At 69.0% G+C, this 15,317-nt stretch carries 13 protein-coding genes; all 13 read left to right on the top strand.

Translation table 11 applies throughout. The features are described from left to right. The first annotated feature begins 13 nt into the window (after positions 1-13). Positions 14-517 carry a DUF1269 domain-containing protein gene (locus NK718_RS06850; RefSeq protein ID WP_254739947.1) on the top strand — a complete coding sequence of 168 codons (504 nt, stop codon included), beginning with the start codon at positions 14-16 and terminating at the stop codon, positions 515-517. A 15-nt stretch (positions 518-532) separates the two neighbouring features. Further along, the gene (locus NK718_RS06845) at positions 533-2,221 is read left to right on the top strand and encodes a hypothetical protein (RefSeq protein ID WP_254739945.1); all 1,689 of its coding nucleotides are present in this window, start codon (positions 533-535) and stop codon (positions 2,219-2,221) included. Between the two features lie 11 nt (positions 2,222-2,232). Then, positions 2,233-3,291: an AI-2E family transporter gene (locus NK718_RS06840; RefSeq protein WP_256515472.1), complete on the top strand. Its 1,059-nt coding sequence runs from the start codon at positions 2,233-2,235 to the stop codon at positions 3,289-3,291. 46 nt (positions 3,292-3,337) lie between these two features. After that, positions 3,338-4,786: an alpha/beta hydrolase gene (locus NK718_RS06835; protein WP_254739943.1), complete on the top strand. Its 1,449-nt coding sequence runs from the start codon at positions 3,338-3,340 to the stop codon at positions 4,784-4,786. 145 nt (positions 4,787-4,931) lie between these two features. Continuing rightward, positions 4,932-5,195 carry a YMGG-like glycine zipper-containing protein gene (locus NK718_RS06830; RefSeq protein ID WP_254739941.1) on the top strand — a complete coding sequence of 88 codons (264 nt, stop codon included), beginning with the start codon at positions 4,932-4,934 and terminating at the stop codon, positions 5,193-5,195. A 113-nt stretch (positions 5,196-5,308) separates the two neighbouring features. Further along, positions 5,309-7,411: an alkyl/aryl-sulfatase gene (locus NK718_RS06825; RefSeq protein WP_254739939.1), complete on the top strand. Its 2,103-nt coding sequence runs from the start codon at positions 5,309-5,311 to the stop codon at positions 7,409-7,411. Positions 7,412-7,706: 295 nt separating this feature from the next. Next, complete coding sequence (locus NK718_RS06820) at positions 7,707-9,119, top strand: mannose-1-phosphate guanylyltransferase/mannose-6-phosphate isomerase (protein ID WP_254739937.1); 1,413 nt, start codon at positions 7,707-7,709, stop codon at positions 9,117-9,119. Continuing rightward, a complete protein-coding gene (locus NK718_RS06815) occupies positions 9,109-10,620 on the top strand; it encodes a phosphomannomutase/phosphoglucomutase (RefSeq protein WP_254739935.1) in 1,512 nt (503 codons plus the stop codon). Before NK718_RS06820 ends, NK718_RS06815 begins: the two co-directional genes overlap by 11 nt. Positions 10,621-10,671: 51 nt before the next feature. After that, the gene (locus tag NK718_RS06810; RefSeq protein WP_254740271.1) at positions 10,672-11,628 is read left to right on the top strand and encodes a dihydrodipicolinate synthase family protein; all 957 of its coding nucleotides are present in this window, start codon (positions 10,672-10,674) and stop codon (positions 11,626-11,628) included. A 149-nt stretch (positions 11,629-11,777) separates the two neighbouring features. After that, on the top strand, positions 11,778-12,794 hold the full coding sequence (locus NK718_RS06805; RefSeq protein ID WP_254739933.1) for a 30S ribosomal protein S2: 1,017 nt from the start codon (positions 11,778-11,780) through the stop codon (positions 12,792-12,794). A gap of 128 nt (positions 12,795-12,922) precedes the next feature. Further along, a complete protein-coding gene (tsf, locus tag NK718_RS06800; protein ID WP_254739931.1) occupies positions 12,923-13,846 on the top strand; it encodes a translation elongation factor Ts in 924 nt (307 codons plus the stop codon). A 66-nt stretch (positions 13,847-13,912) separates the two neighbouring features. Further along, the gene (gene pyrH / locus NK718_RS06795; RefSeq protein ID WP_254739929.1) at positions 13,913-14,629 is read left to right on the top strand and encodes a UMP kinase; all 717 of its coding nucleotides are present in this window, start codon (positions 13,913-13,915) and stop codon (positions 14,627-14,629) included. A gap of 82 nt (positions 14,630-14,711) precedes the next feature. Continuing rightward, complete coding sequence (gene frr, locus NK718_RS06790) at positions 14,712-15,275, top strand: ribosome recycling factor (RefSeq protein WP_254739927.1); 564 nt, start codon at positions 14,712-14,714, stop codon at positions 15,273-15,275. Positions 15,276-15,317 lie beyond the last annotated feature (42 nt).

The raw sequence follows: 15,317 nt of genomic DNA, 5'->3' as shown, positions 1-15,317 counted from the left end.
CAGGAGTGTCCCTATGTCCGATCTCGTCTTCATCGCGTTTCCGACTGAAGCCAAGGCGGAGGAGGTGCGTCAGCGTGTCCTGGCGCTTCAGAAGGAGTACCTGATCACGCTCGGAGACGCCGTCGTCGTGGTCAAGAACGCCGAGGGGCACATCAAACTCAACCAGTTGATCAACACGACAGCGACCGGCGCGATGTCCGGCGCGCTGTGGGGCACGCTGGTCGGCCTCATCTTCCTCAATCCGCTCGTGGGAACGGCGGTCGGCATGGCCTCGGGCGCGCTAAGCGGCAAGCTGACCGACGTGGGCATCAACGACGCCTTCATGAAGGAGACGGCCGCCGCCCTGCAGCCGGGTTCGGCCGGCCTGTTCCTTCTCATCAAGAAGATGACGGCGGACAAGGTCCTCAAGGACCTGGAAGGCGTGGGTGGCGTGGTCATGAAGACGTCCTTCGACGAAACCAAGGAGGCCCAGCTTCGCGAGGCGTTGGCCGCGCATGCCCCGCCATCGGCGGCCTGACGCCGGCGCCAAGCCGTGGCCAGCCTCAGCATCGCCGACTTCGAGCCGTTGCTTCCCGCCGAACGCAGGATTGTCGCCGAGTTGCGGTCGGGCGATTTCGACCGCCTCGGCGACGGCGTCCTTCCAGAGGCGGCCGATCCCGAGCGGATCGTCCGCGCCGCGCTTCTGCGGTTCCTACTGCTGGGCGGAGACGGCGAGATCCGGCCGCACGAAAAAGGCGTGCGTGTGAGCGGCGGCTGGATCGCCGGAGTCCTGGACCTCGAGGGGTGCCGCGTTCCGCGGGACATCGCTCTGAAGGACTGCCGTTTCGAGGGCGCGCCCGTGCTGCGTTCAGCGGTCATCGACAGCCTGTTCCTGGACGGGTCGGTGCTGCCGGGCCTGTTCGCGGACAAGCTGGACGCGCGGGGCGACGTTACGCTGAGGGGCTCCACGGTGCAGGGGCGAGTGGTGCTGTCCGGAGCCAGGATCGGCGGCCGGTTCGAGGCGGACGGCGCGACGATCGAGGCGCAGGGCGGGATCGTGCTGGCCGCCGACGGGATGGCCGCGCAAGCCGTTCACCTGCGCGGCGCGACGGTGCGGGGTGGCATCGACCTGGAGGGGGCGCGGCTCGTGGCGGGGCTCGAGGCGCACGGCCTCGTGCTGTCCCATTCCGACGGCGTGGCGCTCAACGCCCTGTCGCTCGAGACCGGCAGCAACGTCATCCTGCGCCGGGCGACCGTCGCCGGAGAGGCCGATTTCACCAGCGCCCATATCGGCGGCGATTTCGACGGCGTCGGAGCGGCGTTCGCGAACCCGGGCCATGCCGCTCTCGGGCTCGGCCGCGCGGAGATCGGAGGCGGCTTCCTGCTGCGCGACGGAGCGACGGTCGACGGCGTGCTCGACCTGACAGGCACGCGGCTCGGGACGCTGCACGACGATCCCTCGGCGTGGCCCCGGCCCGGCGACCTTCTTCTGAACCGCTGCATCTATTCCGGGTTCATCGATGGCCCGGCGGACGCGGGCAAGCGGCTCGACTGGCTCTCGCGGCAGCACCCCGGCCGCTGGGGCGAGGACTTCTGGCCGCAGCCCTACGAGCAGCTCGCTTCCGTGTTCCGCGACATGGGCCACGGCGAGGACGCGCGCCGTGTGCTCGTCGAAAAGGAACGCCTGCAGCGCCGGGCCCGGCGGCTGCGTACCGGCAGCAGTGTGGCGCGGGGCCTGCTGGCCGCCAAGGACTGGACGCTCGGAGTCACGCTGGGCTACGGACGCCATCCGCTGCTGGCCTTCATCTGGCTCGGAGTCGTTTGGCTGGCCGGCGTCGCGGTGTTCGCGCGGGCCGACGACCTCGGCGCGATGAAGCCGAATACCGCCGTCATCCTGCGCTCGCCCGAATGGACGTCGTGCCGGCTTGCGAAGGGCAGGGAGGTCGAACTCGCCGGCGGCGGGCTGCGTGTGCAGGGACGCGCGGAGCCGGGACAGTCCCAGCTTGCGTGCTTCCGGTCGCAGTTCGAGGCGCTGAGCTATCCGGAGCTGAACGCGGCCATGTACTCGCTCGACACGCTGTTTCCCGTCGTCGACATCGGCCAGCGCGAGTTCTGGCGTCCTGATCCCGCCCAGCCCTGGGGCGGCGTTACGATCGCGTTCTTCTATCTGGAATCCATCCTGGGCTGGGCTCTCAGCCTGCTCGCGATCGCCGGTTTCTCCGGCCTCGTGAAATCGAATTGAGCGGGGACGCGATGTCACGTCCGCCGGCAGCGGTTGCGGAGAAGACGGGGAAGGGCGTCCAGACCGCCGCTCTCGTCATCATTGCGTCCGCCGCCGTGATCGCGGCGATGTCGGCCGCCAGCGCCGTCTTCGCGCCGGTCGCCTTCGCCCTGTTCGGGATCGCGCTTCTCTGGCCGGTGCAGGAGCGTCTGCAGCGGGTCCTGCCGCGCGCGCTCGCGCTGGTCGCATGCGTCGTGCTGCTGGCGGCGATCTTCGTCGTATTCGGCTCTCTGATCGCCTGGGCTTTCGGACGCGTGGGCCGGTGGGCCATGACCGAGACGTCGCGGTTTCAGGCGCTGTACGACGGTGCGGTGCTCTGGCTCGAAGGCCATGGCGTCGCCGTGACGGGTGTCTGGACCGAGCATTTCAACGCGCGCTGGGTCTTCACGGCGGTCCAGACGCTGGCGAGCCGCGCCAACAGCACGCTGACCTTCTGGGTCGTCGTCTTCGTCTACGTCATCCTCGGCCTGCTCGAGGTCGACAATTTCCGCCGTCGCGCAGCCGCCCTTTCCAACCCCGCCCTGCGCCACCTGTTGCTCGGCGGGACGAGGGAGACCGCGCTGAAGCTGCGCCGCTACATGGTGGTGCGCACCCAGATGAGCCTTCTCACTGGTGTTCTCGTCGGCGGACTCGCCTGGCTGGTCGGTCTCGACCTGGCGGTCGAATGGGGCGTCATCGCCTTCACGCTCAACTACGTTCCCTTCATCGGCCCGCTCGTGACGACGGTGTTCCCGACCGCGCTCGCCCTCGTCCAGTTCTCGTCCTGGCAGTCGGCCGCGCTGTTGTTCGTGGCGCTTAACGCGATCCAGTCCGTCGTGGGGACCTATATCGAGCCTCGGGTGTCGGGCAGCGCTCTGTCCATCTCGCCACCCCTCGTGCTCTTCGCGGTGTTCTTCTGGGCCTTTCTCTGGGGCCTGCTCGGAGCCGTGATCGGCGTCCCGATCGCCATCGCGCTCGTCACGTTCTGCTCGCAGCACCCCACCTCGCGCTGGTTGGCCGACCTGTTTTCGACTTCCGGCAGGGACGTCTGAACAATGTCCCCGCGCGGTCGTAGCCACTGATCGGAGGTCGTCGCCAATGGGGCGAAAGCTGACGCGGTGGGCCCGCAACATCGCCGCCGGGGCGTTGATCGTGGTGCTCACGATTTTCGCCGTCCGTGTATGGGAATCCCAGCGCGGCGCGCCGCTCAAGCCCTGGCACCTCGTCGTGCCGCGCGAGCTGTCGCGTCAGGAGATCGATCGCGCCGACTGGGCGGGCTGGCTGGCGGCGGAAAACAACGTTTTCCGGACTGTCGCGGAGGAGGTCATCCGCGAACTGCCGGACGGCGACCTCGTGCCGGAGAACCGGTATTACGACGCCAGCCCTGTCAACCCGGCGCGGTTCCAGACGGACTGGAACAGGACGTTCGTCATGGAGCCTTCCGGGCCGCCGACCGGCGCCGTCGTCCTTCTGCATGGGCTGACGGACTCGCCCTTCAGCATGCGGCACCTGGCCCGGCTCTACAGTGATCGCGGTTTCGTGGCCCTCGCGATCCGGCTCCCCGGTCACGGCACGGTTCCCGCCGGCCTGACCGACGCGACCTGGGAAGACTGGATGGCCGCGACTCGGCTCGCGGTGCGGGAGGCGCGGCGCAAGGCACCCTCGGGAGCGCTGCACATCGTCGGCTATTCGAACGGCGGGGCGCTCGCCCTCAAATACGCGCTCGACGCGCTGGGCGACCCGGCCCTTCCCAAGCCAGACCGCATCGTGCTGGTGTCCCCGATGATCGGGGTCACGAGTTTCGCGCGGTTCGCGGGGCTGGCGGCCCTGCCCGCCCACTTCCCGGCCTTCGCCAAGGCGGCCTGGCTCAGCGTCGTCCCCGAGTTCAACCCATTCAAGTACAACTCTTTCCCGGTCGCGGCGGCGACGCAGTCCCATCGCCTGACGCAGGCGGTCCAGGCCGCTGTGAGGGCGCGGGCGCGCGACGGAGTCATCGAGGGTCTTGCACCGGTCCTGACGTTTCAATCAGTCATGGACTTCACGGTCAGTTCCTCGGCGATCCTCTCTGCGCTCTACGCCCATCTTCCCGCGAACGGCTCCGAGATCGTGCTCTTCGACATCAATCGCTCCGCCAGGTTCGGGCCGCTGCTGCGCCGAGGCAGCGAGTACGCGCTCTCCCGACTTCTCCCCGTCGGGCCGCAGCGCTTCCGCATTACGGTCGTCACCAACGTCTCGCCCGCGGACGCCGACGTCATGGCCCGGGTCATCGAACCGGGCGAAACCGCCGAAAGGAGCGAGGCCCTGGGCCTCTCCTATCCAAGGGACGTGTACTCCCTGTCGCACGTCGCGCTGCCTTTCCCGGTCCAGGATGGCCTGTACGGCGTCGAGCCGGACCGTTCGGACGATTTTGGCGTCAGGCTGGGGACGCTGGCCGCCCGCGGTGAGGTGGGCGTGCTCCTGGTCAACCTCGAAAGCCTGATGCGCATGTCGTCGAACCCGTTCTTTCCGTTCCTCGCCCGGCGCATCGGCGAAACGCTCCGGCGCTGACAGGGCTCTCGCCGGTGCGCTTCAACGCTCTCGCGGATCACCGCTTTTTGGGACGCACAGCCAAGTGCTGGGACGACCTCTCATGGATATCGCTCCGCGATCACCCAATCTCAGGCGGGGTGATCGAGAGAGATCGAGGAAAGACATGAGATGGATCGTGGTCGCCGTGGCGCTCACCGCCCTGGCGGGGTGCAATACGGAATCGCAATCGCAGCGCACCGTGGGTGGCGCGGCCATCGGCGCGGGAACCGGCGCGCTGATCGGCGCCGCGGCCGGCGGAGGGCGCGGAGCGGCGGTCGGCGCGATCGCGGGCGGCGCAGCTGGGGCCCTGATCGGCCGGGCGACGACGCCGAACAACTGCGTTTTCCAGGACCGGAATGGCCGCCGGTTCACCGGCCCCTGCCCATAACCCGACGCTACCGCGTGCGACGCCGGGTTCCGCCCGCAGCGGAACGCGGCGTCGCTCGCGTGTCTGCGCGAACGCTTGAAGCCAATGTTCTTCACATATGACGGAGTTTCATCATGAGCACCCGACGCGACCTGATCAAAGCCCTGCCGGCCATGGGGGCGGCGTTCGCAGTGGTCGGGCAGGCCGTCACTGAAGACCATTCGGCGCGCGCCCAGTCGGCGGCGCCCCTTCCGGGGCATTTTCATCCCAAGGGCAAGGCCCCGTCGCCCCACACGCTGGAGGTGCTGAAGCAGGCGCGCCAGGGCTTGCCGTTCCAAGACACGCGGGACTTCGACGAGCAGAAGCGCGGGCTGATCGCGCGCATGCCCGACATGAAGATCATGGCGGATCGCGGCCACGTCGCCTGGGACATGGAGCAGTTCCAGTTTCTCGACCGGCAGGACGACTTCGACAGCATCCACCCGTCGCTGGTGCGCATCTCGAAACTGAACAACAACTATGGGCTCTACGAGGTCATGCCGGGCATCTACCAGGTGCGCGGCTTCGACCTGTCCGACCTGACCTTCGTCAGGGGCAAGACGGGGTGGATCGTCTTCGACCCGCTCGTGAGCACCGAGACGGCCCGCGCCGCCTGGAAGCTCTTCCAGCAGCATGTCGGCCAGGGATTGCCCGTGTCGGCGCTGATCTATTCGCACACGCACGGCGACCACTGGGGCGGCGTGCGCGGCATTTTGAACGAGGACGACGTTCGCTCGGGGAAGATTCCGGTCATCGCCCCGGTCGACTTCATGTCTCATACGATTTCCGAGAACGTGTATGCCGGCAATGCGATGAACCGCCGGCTCTTCTATCAATACGGCCTGCTGCTGCCCGTCGCGCCGCACGGCTATGTCGGCCAGGGGCTGGGGCCGCGCGTGTCGGCCGGCGCGTCAGGCCTCATCGCCCCCACGCGCTTCGTCGAGAAGCCGATCGAGGAGTTCGAGGTCGACGGCGTCCGGATGATTTTCCAGAACACGCCCAACACCGAAGCGCCGCGGGAGATGAACACCTACATCCCCGACATGAAGGCGCTGTGGATGGCGGAGAACGTCGTCGCCACGCTCCACAACATCTACACGCTGCGCGGCGCCCCCGTGCGCGACCCGCTCAACTGGTCGAAATACATCGCCGAGGCGCTGTACCGGTTCGGCATCGAGGCGCAGGTGATGTTCGCGTCGCACCACTGGCCGCGCTGGGGCAATGAGCGCATCCAGGACATCCTGCGCGGGCAGCGCGACCTCTACGCCAACATGAACAACCAGGTTCTGCACTTCGCCAACCAGGGCGTCACGATCAACGAGATCCACAACGTCTACGCGCTGCCCAAGAGCCTGCAGCAGAAGTGGGACTGCCGTGGCTATCACGGCTCGCCCGAGCACAACAGCCGCGGCGTGATCCAGCGTTATCTCGGGTTCTGGGACTGCAACCCCGCCACGCTCGTCCCGCTGTCTCCCGCCGAATCCGCCCCGCTCTACGTCGAGATGATGGGCGGCGCGGCCGCCGTGCTGAAGCGCGGCCGGCAGCTCCACGACGAGGGCAAGTACAAGCACGCGTCGGAAATCCTCAACAAGCTCGTGCTCGCCGAGCCGACCAACACGGAGGCGAAGGACCTGCTGGCCGACGTCTACGAGCAGCTCGGCTACCAGCAGGAGAACCCGGGGCTGCGCAACAGCTTTCTCTCGGGCGCGTACGAGCTTCGCACCGGCATCCCGCAGGGCGAGGCGGCGAGCAGCAGCAGCCCGGATGTCGTGCGCGCCATGACGACGGAGCTGTTCCTGAACTTCCTCGGCATCCGGATGGACTCCCGCAAGGCCGAAGGGCTTCGCTTCACCATCAACCTTGTCACCCCCGACAACGGCGAGAAGTTCATCGTGGAGCTCGACAACGCCACGCTCACCAACATCGCGGGCTTCCAGTCGCCGAAGCCGGACCTGACGCTGACCATCAACCGGGCCGATCTCGAGAAGACGATGATGGGCCAGCAGAAGCTCGAGGAGCAGATCGCCGCCGGCGTGGCGAAGGTCCAGGGCGATGTGAGCGTTCTCCAGAAGCTCGCGGGACTGATGGTCGACTTCGACCCCCGCTTCGAGGTTCTGCCCGGGACCAAGCTGCGCACCGCCTCCGTCGCGCATGCCGACGCGTATGAGGCTGTCCCGGGGGCGCCGATCGCCGAATAGCGGGGCAGTCACTCCTTCGGCATCGCCGGAAGACGGCTGGCGACGACACGAAATGCAACTCCCCGGACGCCCTCGGCTCCGGGGAGTTTTGTCTTGCGCCCTGGCTCCGCGGGCCGCCGGCGTGGCGACGGACGTCCGCCAGGGCATGGCCGGGCCGACGGTGCGACCCGGTCCGCCCGACGAGGTAATGCGATGCAAAGGAAGCCGTGATAAGCAAAATACGTGAACTTCGATGGCGAATTCGCGTGTGAGAACCGTTGAATTGGGCGCTTCCAACGATCCGAAGGTTGTTCCAATGGAATCCACGGCGATCACGCCGGTGATTCTGTGCGGCGGCGCCGGCACGCGCTTGTGGCCGGCGTCGCGCGAGAGCATGCCGAAGCAGTTCATGCCGCTCCTGGGCGAGCTCTCCACGTTCCAGGAGACGATGCTGCGGGTGGCCGACGGGTCCGTCTTCGGCAGGGCGATCGTGGTGACGGCGGCGGATTTCCGTTTCGTCGCGGCCGAGCAGCTGCAGGCGATCGGGGTGGAGGCGGATATCGTCCTGGAGCCGGCGCGCCGCGACTCCGCGGCGGCGGTGGCGGTGGCGGCGGAGATGGCGGCGCGCCGCGATCCCGATTCCGTCGTGCTGGCGCTGGCCGCCGACCACCTGGTGCGGGACGCCGAGGCGTTCGTCGCCGCCTGCCGGCGCGCCGCCGCGCTGGCCCGCCAGGGCTTCGTGATGACGCTGGGCATCGCGCCGGACCGTCCGGCCACCGGCTACGGCTATATCAGCCCCGGCGCGCCGCTCGGGGAGGGCGGGGCGCGGGTCGAGCGCTTCGTCGAGAAGCCGGACGCGGCGACGGCGTCCCGCTACGTGGCGGAAGGTTATCTGTGGAACAGCGGCAACTTCCTGTTCCGGGCGCGCGACATGCGCGAGGAGCTGGCCGCATGTGCGCCGGCGACGCTGGCGGCGGCCTCGGCCGCGCTCGACGCGGCGGTCCGCGACCTCGATTTCATCCGCCTCGACGCCCGCGCCTTCGCCGCCGCGCCGAAGATCTCCATCGACTACGCGGTGATGGAGAAGACGCAGCGCGCCGGGGTGGTGCCGGTCGATTGCGGCTGGTCGGACGTCGGCAGCTGGACGGCGGTGTGGGAGGTCAGCGCGCGCGACGCCGAGGGCAACGCGGTGCGCGGGCGCGCCAGCCTGGTGGCGACGCGCGACAGCCTGGTGCATTCGGACGGCCCGATCGTCGGGCTGGTGGGCGTCGACAACGCCGTCGTGGTGGCGAGCCGCGACGCCGTGCTGGTGACCACCCGCGAGCGGGCGGGGGAGGTCAAGGACCTCGTGGCGGCGCTGCGGGCGGCGGGCGAGCCGGAGGCGGACGCGCATTTGCGCATCCATCGGCCGTGGGGCTGGTACCAGCGCATCGAGCTGGGGGCGCGCTTCCAGGTCAAGCGCATCCAGGTGAAGCCGGGGGCGCGGCTGTCGCTGCAGAAGCACATGCACCGGGCCGAGCACTGGGTCGTGGTGAGCGGCACGGCCGAGGTGACGGTGGACGACCGCGTCTGGCTGATGGGGGAGAACGAGGCGGCCTACCTGCCGCTCGGCTGCGTTCACCGTCTCGCCAACCCGGGCAAGATCCCGCTGGAGATCATCGAGGTGCAGGTCGGCTCCTACACCGGCGAGGACGACATCGTGCGCATCGAGGACGTGTATGGACGCTGACGGGTTTCCGCTTCCGGTGGCGGCGGCCGCCCCCAACAGCTACGCCTACGAGACCCAGCCGCTGGTGAAGCCGACCGGATTTCGCGAGTACGATGCGCGCTGGCTGTTCGGGGAAGAGCTCAACCTGATGGGCGTGCAGGCGCTGGGCCTCGGCCTCGGCGCGCTGATCGAGGAGCTGGGCGTCGACCGCGAGGTCGTGGTCGGCCAAGACTTCCGGGCCTATTCGGCCTCGATCAAGATGGCGCTGACGGCCGGGCTGATGGCGGCCGGCTGCCGGGTCCACGACATCGGGCTGGCGCTGTCGCCGATGGCCTATTTCGCGCAGTTCGCGCTCGACGTGCCCTGCGTGGCGATGGTCACGGCCTCGCACAACGACAATGGCTGGACCGGCGTCAAGATGGGAGCGCAGAAGGCGCTCACCTTCGGGCCCGAGGAGATGGGGCGGCTCAAGGAGATCGTGCTGTCGGGGGCGGCGCGGACGCGGCCGGGAGGCGGCTACCGCTTCGTGCCCGACGTGGCGGCGCGCTACGCCGACGACCTGACGAACCGGCCGCAGTTCGGCCGCCGATTGCGGGCTGTTGTGGCGTGCGGCAACGGCACGGCGGGCGCGTTCGCGCCCGAGATCCTGCGCCGGCTGGGGGTGGACGTGGTGCCGCTCGACACCGAGCTCGACCACCGCTTCCCACGCTACAACCCCAATCCCGAGGACCTGCGCATGCTGGGCGCGATGGCCGAGGCGGTGCGGGCGAGCGGTGCGGACCTGGCGCTCGGCTTCGACGGCGACGGCGACCGCTGCGGGGTGGTCGACGAGGAGGGCGACGAGATCTTCGCCGACAAGATCGGCATGATGCTGGCGCGCGACCTGTCCGGGCTGCACCCCGGCGCGACCTTCGTGGTGGACGTGAAATCGACGGGCCTGTTCGCCACCGACAAGGTGCTGGCGCAGCGCGGGGCGCGGACCGACTACTGGAAGACCGGGCATTCCCACATCAAACGGCGGGTGCGCGAGCTCGGGGCGCTGGCGGGGTTCGAGAAGTCGGGGCACTTCTTCTTCAACGCGCCGATCGGCCGGGGCTACGACGATGGGCTGGTGACGGCCATCGCCGTGCTCGACATGCTGGACCGCAACCCCGGGCGGAGCCTGTCGGACCTCTACCGGGCGCTGCCGACCACCTACGGCTCGCCGACCATGTCGCCCCACTGCGCCGACGAGGAGAAATACGGCGTCGTGGCGCGTGTTCTGGCCCGCCTCGAGGCGATGCGCGCGCGCGGCGAGCCGCTGGCCGGCCAGGCAATCCGCGACATCGTCACCGTCAACGGCGCGCGCGTGACGGTGGAGGACGGCACGTGGGGGCTGGTGCGCGCCTCGTCCAACAAGCCGGAGCTGGTCGTCGTCGTCGAGAGCCCGGTGTCGGAAGAGCGGCTGCGGGCGATGTTCGCGGCCGTCGACGCCCTATTGCGCGAGAACGCCGAAGTCGGCGCCTATAATCAAACCCTCTGACCATCCCCCGCCGAGGCGCGCCGGCGCCCCAGGAGACTTGTCGTGACCACCATGAAAATCCTGCCCGCCGACATCGCGGGCGTCGTCGGCATCATCCCGACTCCCTCGACTCCCGACGCCGACCACTGGTCCTGCGTCAACTCGGTCGACCTCGACGAGACGGCGAAGATGGTGTCGCGCATCGTCGACGGCGGCGTGCGGATCCTGATGACGAACGGCAGCTTCGGCGAGGGCGCGACGCTGACCGCGCGCGAACACGCGGACTTCACCGATTGCATCGTGCGGACCCTGGCGGGCCGGGGCCTGCTCTTCGCCGGTGTCACGACGCTCAACACGCGCGACACCATCGCCCGCGCCCGCGCGCTCGTCGAACTCGGAGCCGACGGGCTCTTCCTGGGCCGGCCGATGTGGATGGCGCTCGATCACCGCGGGATCGTGCGCTACTACCGGGACATCGCCGAGGCGCTGCCGGGCGTGCCGATCGTGGTGTACGACAACGAGTTCGCGTTCAAGGGCAAGATCGCCACTGAAACCTATGCGGCGCTGAGCGAAATCCGCGAGATCGTCGCCACCAAGCATATTGGCGGGCCGTCCATGGCCGACGATCTGCGCGCGGTCGGCGGGCGCATGCGCGTGCTGCCCATCGACGCGCACTGGCCCGCCTTCGCGCGCCGCTTTCCCGAGGAGGCCCTGGCCTGCTGGACGGGCAACGCCGCCGACGGCGTCGAGCCGCTCGTTGCGCTCGCCCGCGCCGTCGCGTCACGCGACTGGGATCTGGCCGAGCGGATCGGCGCGCGCATGGCGTGGTCGCAGGCGCCGATGTTCCCCGGCGGCAAGCTGGAGAACTTCGTCGACTACAACATTCCGATCGCCCACGCCCGGCTGGAGGGTTCGGGACTGGTGCGCTCCGGGCCGCCTCGGCCGCCTTATCTCTTCGCCCCCGACGATTACCTGGACGGCGGGCGCGAGACCGGCCGCAGGTGGGCGAGCCTGCGCGACGAGTTCTGATCGCCGGCGCGCGCCCCGTTCCGCTTGCTTTCGGGGGCTCCAGCGGCTATAGGGCGCGCATTCCACACGCGAGGTTGGCTGCAAGCCGTCCGGTGATCGGGCTCCCCCGATCCACGCCTCGCGGAGGTTCGAACCGGAGAAACCCGACCATGGCACTTCCTGATTTCTCGATGCGTCAGCTCCTGGAAGCCGGCGCTCATTTCGGCCACCAGTCGCACCGCTGGAACCCGAAGATGGCTCCGTTCATCTTCGGCACCCGCAACAACATCCACATCCTGGACCTCGCCCAGACGGTGCCGATGCTGCACCGCGCGCTGCAGGCGATCTCCGACACGGTGGCGGCCGGCGGCCGCGTGCTGTTCGTCGGCACCAAGCGCCAGGCGGCGGATTCGGTCGCCGACGCGGCGAAGCGCTCGGCCCAGTACTACGTCAACGCCCGCTGGCTCGGCGGCATGCTGACGAACTGGAAGACGATCTCGGCCTCGATCCAGCGCCTGCGCAAGGTCGACGAGACGCTGGCGGGCGGGGCCACGGGCCTCACCAAGAAAGAGCGCCTGATGCTCTCGCGCGAGAAGGACAAGCTCGAGCGCGCGCTGGGCGGCATCAAGGACATGGGCGGCACGCCGGACCTCATCTTCGTGATCGACACGAACAAGGAGGCGCTGGCCATCAAGGAAGCGCAGCGCCTGGGCATCCCGGTCGCCGCGATCATCGACTCCAACTGCGATCCCGACGGCATCACCTATCCGGTGCCGGGCAATGACGACGCCGGCCGCGCCATCGCGCTGTACTGCGACCTCGTCGCCCGCGCCGCGGTCGACGGCATCTCGCGCAGCCAGGGCTCCATGGGCATCGACGTCGGCGCTCTGGAAACCCCGGCCTACGAGGAGCTTCCTGAGGCGGACGCCGCCGCGGCGGCTCCCACCGGCGAGATGTTCGAGGTGCTCACCGCGCCCCGTGGCGCGCCGGACGACTTCTCGAAGCTGTCCAGCATGAACCCGCAGATCGAGAAGAAGTTGAACGACGCGGGCATCTTCCACTTCTGGCAGCTCGCGGCCATGAGCCCGGCCGACGTCGCGACCATCGACGCCGCCGCCAAGCTGGGCGGGCGCATCGAGCGCGAAGGCTGGAACGCCCAGGCCCGCGCCCTGCTCGAGAACGCCTGACGGATTGCGCCGCGCCGGCCCCGACCGGCGCGAGCATCGTCACCGAACCGATCATGACGGCGGCTTACGGCCGCCGTCTCGGCATTCAGCGGCCGGCACGCCGCGACACGACATTCAGGAGAGTTTCCATGGCCACGATCACCGCCGCTCTGGTGAAGGACCTGCGCGAGAAGACCGGCGCGGGCATGATGGACTGCAAGGCCGCCCTCGAAGCCAATGACGGCGACGTCGAGGCGGCCATCGACTGGCTGCGCAAGAAGGGTCTGGCCAAGGCTGCCAAGAAGTCCGGCCGCGTGGCGGCCGAGGGCCTCGTCGCCGTCGCGGTGCGCGGCGGCCGCGGCGTCGTGGTCGAGGTGAACTCGGAGACCGACTTCGTCGCCCGCAACGAGGAATTCCAGGCGCTGGTCACCACCATCGCCGACGTCGCCGTCGAGAAGAAGGCCGAAGTCGCGGCGCTGCTGGGCACGCACTATCCGGGCGGCGGCACCGTTCAGGACGCCATCGCGAACGCCATCGCCACGATCGGCGAGAACATGACCCTGCGTCGCGCGGCGGAGCTGCAGGTGGGCCAGGGCGTCATCGGCCAGTATCTGCACAACCAGATCGCGCCCGGCCTCGGCAAGATCGGCGTCATCGTCGCCCTCGAGTCGGCCGGCAAGGCCGACGAGCTGGCCGCGCTCGGCCGCCAGATCGCCATGCATGTCGCCGCCGCCAACCCGCAGGCGCTCGACGCCTCCGGCCTGGACCCGGCGGTGCTGGAGCGCGAGAAGGCCGTGCTGGCCGACAAGAACGCGGGCAAGCCGGCCCACGTGCTCGAGAAGATCGTCGAGAGCGGCCTGAAGACCTACTACAAGGAGGTCTGCCTGCTCGACCAGGCGTTCGTGCACGATGCCTCCAAGTCGGTCGCCCAGGCCGTGAAGGAGAGCGAGGGCCGCGTCGGCGCTCCGGTGGCGATCAAGGGCTTCGTCCGGTTCGCGCTGGGCGAGGGCGTCGAGAAGCAGGAAAGCGACTTCGCGGCCGAGGTCGCGGCGGCGGCCGGCGGCCAGGTCTGACGGCCTCGGGAGCGGCGGCCTTGGCGCCGCCGCTTTCGTCTGTGCACACCTGAACCGGAGACGCTGATGGCCCATGCGATGAAACGCATCCTCGTGAAACTCTCCGGCGAGGCGCTGATCGCGCCCGACGGCTACTGGCTGAACCCCCAGACGCTGACCCAGCTGGCCAGCGATCTCGGTCAGGCAGTGGCCCAGGGCTTCGAGATCGCCGTCGTCATCGGCGGCGGCAACGTCATCCGCGGCGCCAAGGTCGGCGCCGCCGGGTGGATCGACCGGGCGACGGCCGATTCGATGGGCATGCTCGCCACCATCATGAATTCCATCGCGCTGGAGAGTGCGCTGGAGGACCGGGGCATTTCCGCGCGCACGCTGTCGGCGGTCGCCATGCCGTCCGTCTGCGAGACCTACGCCCGCCAGCCGGCGCTGCACCACCTGCGCAAGGGCCGCGTCGTCGTGCTCGGCGGGGGCACCGGCAATCCGTTCTTCACGACCGACACGGCCGCCGTTCTGCGCGCTATCGAACTGAAGTGCGACGCGGTGCTCAAGGCGACGCAGGTCGACGGCGTGTACTCGGCCGATCCCAAGCGCGATCCCAGCGCGACCCGCTTCGACGTGCTGAGCCACGACGAGGCGATCCAGCGCGACCTCAAGGTGATGGACACGGCCGCGTTCGCGCTGGCGCGCGAGAACCGCTTGCCGATCATCGTCGGGTCGGCGCACGGCGAGGGCGCCATCACGGCCATCCTCACGGGCCGCGCGAAGGCCACTCGCGTAACCCCTTGAACCTGAAGTCGGGGGGGCGTAAGCCGTTGCATCGCCATCCGGTCCGCCATCCGGTCCCCCTGCAACCCTGAGAGATGTGACGATGACGATCGCCAATTTCGACCTCGCCGACATCAAGCGCCGCATGCAGGGCGCGGTCAGTTCCTTCCGCAGCGACCTCGCCAGCCTGCGCACCGGCCGCGCGTCCTCCAACCTGCTCGACCCGATCCAGGTGGACGCCTACGGCTCGCTGATGCCGCTCAACCAGGTCGCGACGGTGAACGTGCCGGAGCCCCGGATGATCACCGTGCAGGTGTGGGACCGCTCGATGGTCAACGCGGTCGAGAAGGCGATCCGGGAGTCGAATCTCGGCTTCAACCCGGCGACCGAGGGCCAGGTGCTGCGCATCCGCATCCCCGAGCTCAACGAGCAGCGCCGCAAGGAACTCGTGAAGGTGGCGCACAAATACGCCGAGGAGGCGCGCGTCGCCGCCCGCCACGTGCGCCGCGACGGGCTCGATCATCTCAAGAAGCTCGAGAAGGACGGCCATGTCGGCAAGGACGACCTCGACCGCGAGTCGGAGCAGGTCCAGAAGCTGACCGACCAGACGATCGCCGAGATCGACGCGGCGCTGGCCGCCAAGGAAAAGGAGATCATGCACGTCTGAGGCTGTCCGCGACGCAGCGAGACAAGCATGGCCGTGCAGGCG

The organism is Alsobacter ponti, assembly GCF_024294805.1.
Taxonomy (GTDB): Bacteria; Pseudomonadota; Alphaproteobacteria; order Rhizobiales; family Beijerinckiaceae; genus Alsobacter; species Alsobacter ponti.
The sequence above is the reverse complement of the archived record's forward strand: the minus strand, read 5'-3'. Positions and strand labels throughout refer to the sequence as shown.

Bases quoted from the DNA above. Each gene is read 5' to 3' on its own strand.
- NK718_RS06850 (WP_254739947.1), top strand. From the start codon at position 14: ATGTCCGATCTCGTCTTCATCGCGTTTCCGACTGAAGCCAAGGCGGAG.
- NK718_RS06840 (WP_256515472.1), top strand. From the start codon at position 2,233: ATGTCACGTCCGCCGGCAGCGGTTGCGGAGAAGACGGGGAAGGGCGTC.
- NK718_RS06835 (WP_254739943.1), top strand. From the start codon at position 3,338: ATGGGGCGAAAGCTGACGCGGTGGGCCCGCAACATCGCCGCCGGGGCG.
- NK718_RS06830 (WP_254739941.1), top strand. From the start codon at position 4,932: ATGAGATGGATCGTGGTCGCCGTGGCGCTCACCGCCCTGGCGGGGTGC.
- NK718_RS06825 (WP_254739939.1), top strand. From the start codon at position 5,309: ATGAGCACCCGACGCGACCTGATCAAAGCCCTGCCGGCCATGGGGGCG.
- NK718_RS06820 (WP_254739937.1), top strand. From the start codon at position 7,707: ATGGAATCCACGGCGATCACGCCGGTGATTCTGTGCGGCGGCGCCGGC.
- NK718_RS06815 (WP_254739935.1), top strand. From the start codon at position 9,109: ATGGACGCTGACGGGTTTCCGCTTCCGGTGGCGGCGGCCGCCCCCAAC.
- NK718_RS06810 (WP_254740271.1), top strand. From the start codon at position 10,672: ATGAAAATCCTGCCCGCCGACATCGCGGGCGTCGTCGGCATCATCCCG.
- NK718_RS06805 (WP_254739933.1), top strand. From the start codon at position 11,778: ATGGCACTTCCTGATTTCTCGATGCGTCAGCTCCTGGAAGCCGGCGCT.
- tsf (WP_254739931.1), top strand. From the start codon at position 12,923: ATGGCCACGATCACCGCCGCTCTGGTGAAGGACCTGCGCGAGAAGACC.
- pyrH (WP_254739929.1), top strand. From the start codon at position 13,913: ATGGCCCATGCGATGAAACGCATCCTCGTGAAACTCTCCGGCGAGGCG.
- frr (WP_254739927.1), top strand. From the start codon at position 14,712: ATGACGATCGCCAATTTCGACCTCGCCGACATCAAGCGCCGCATGCAG.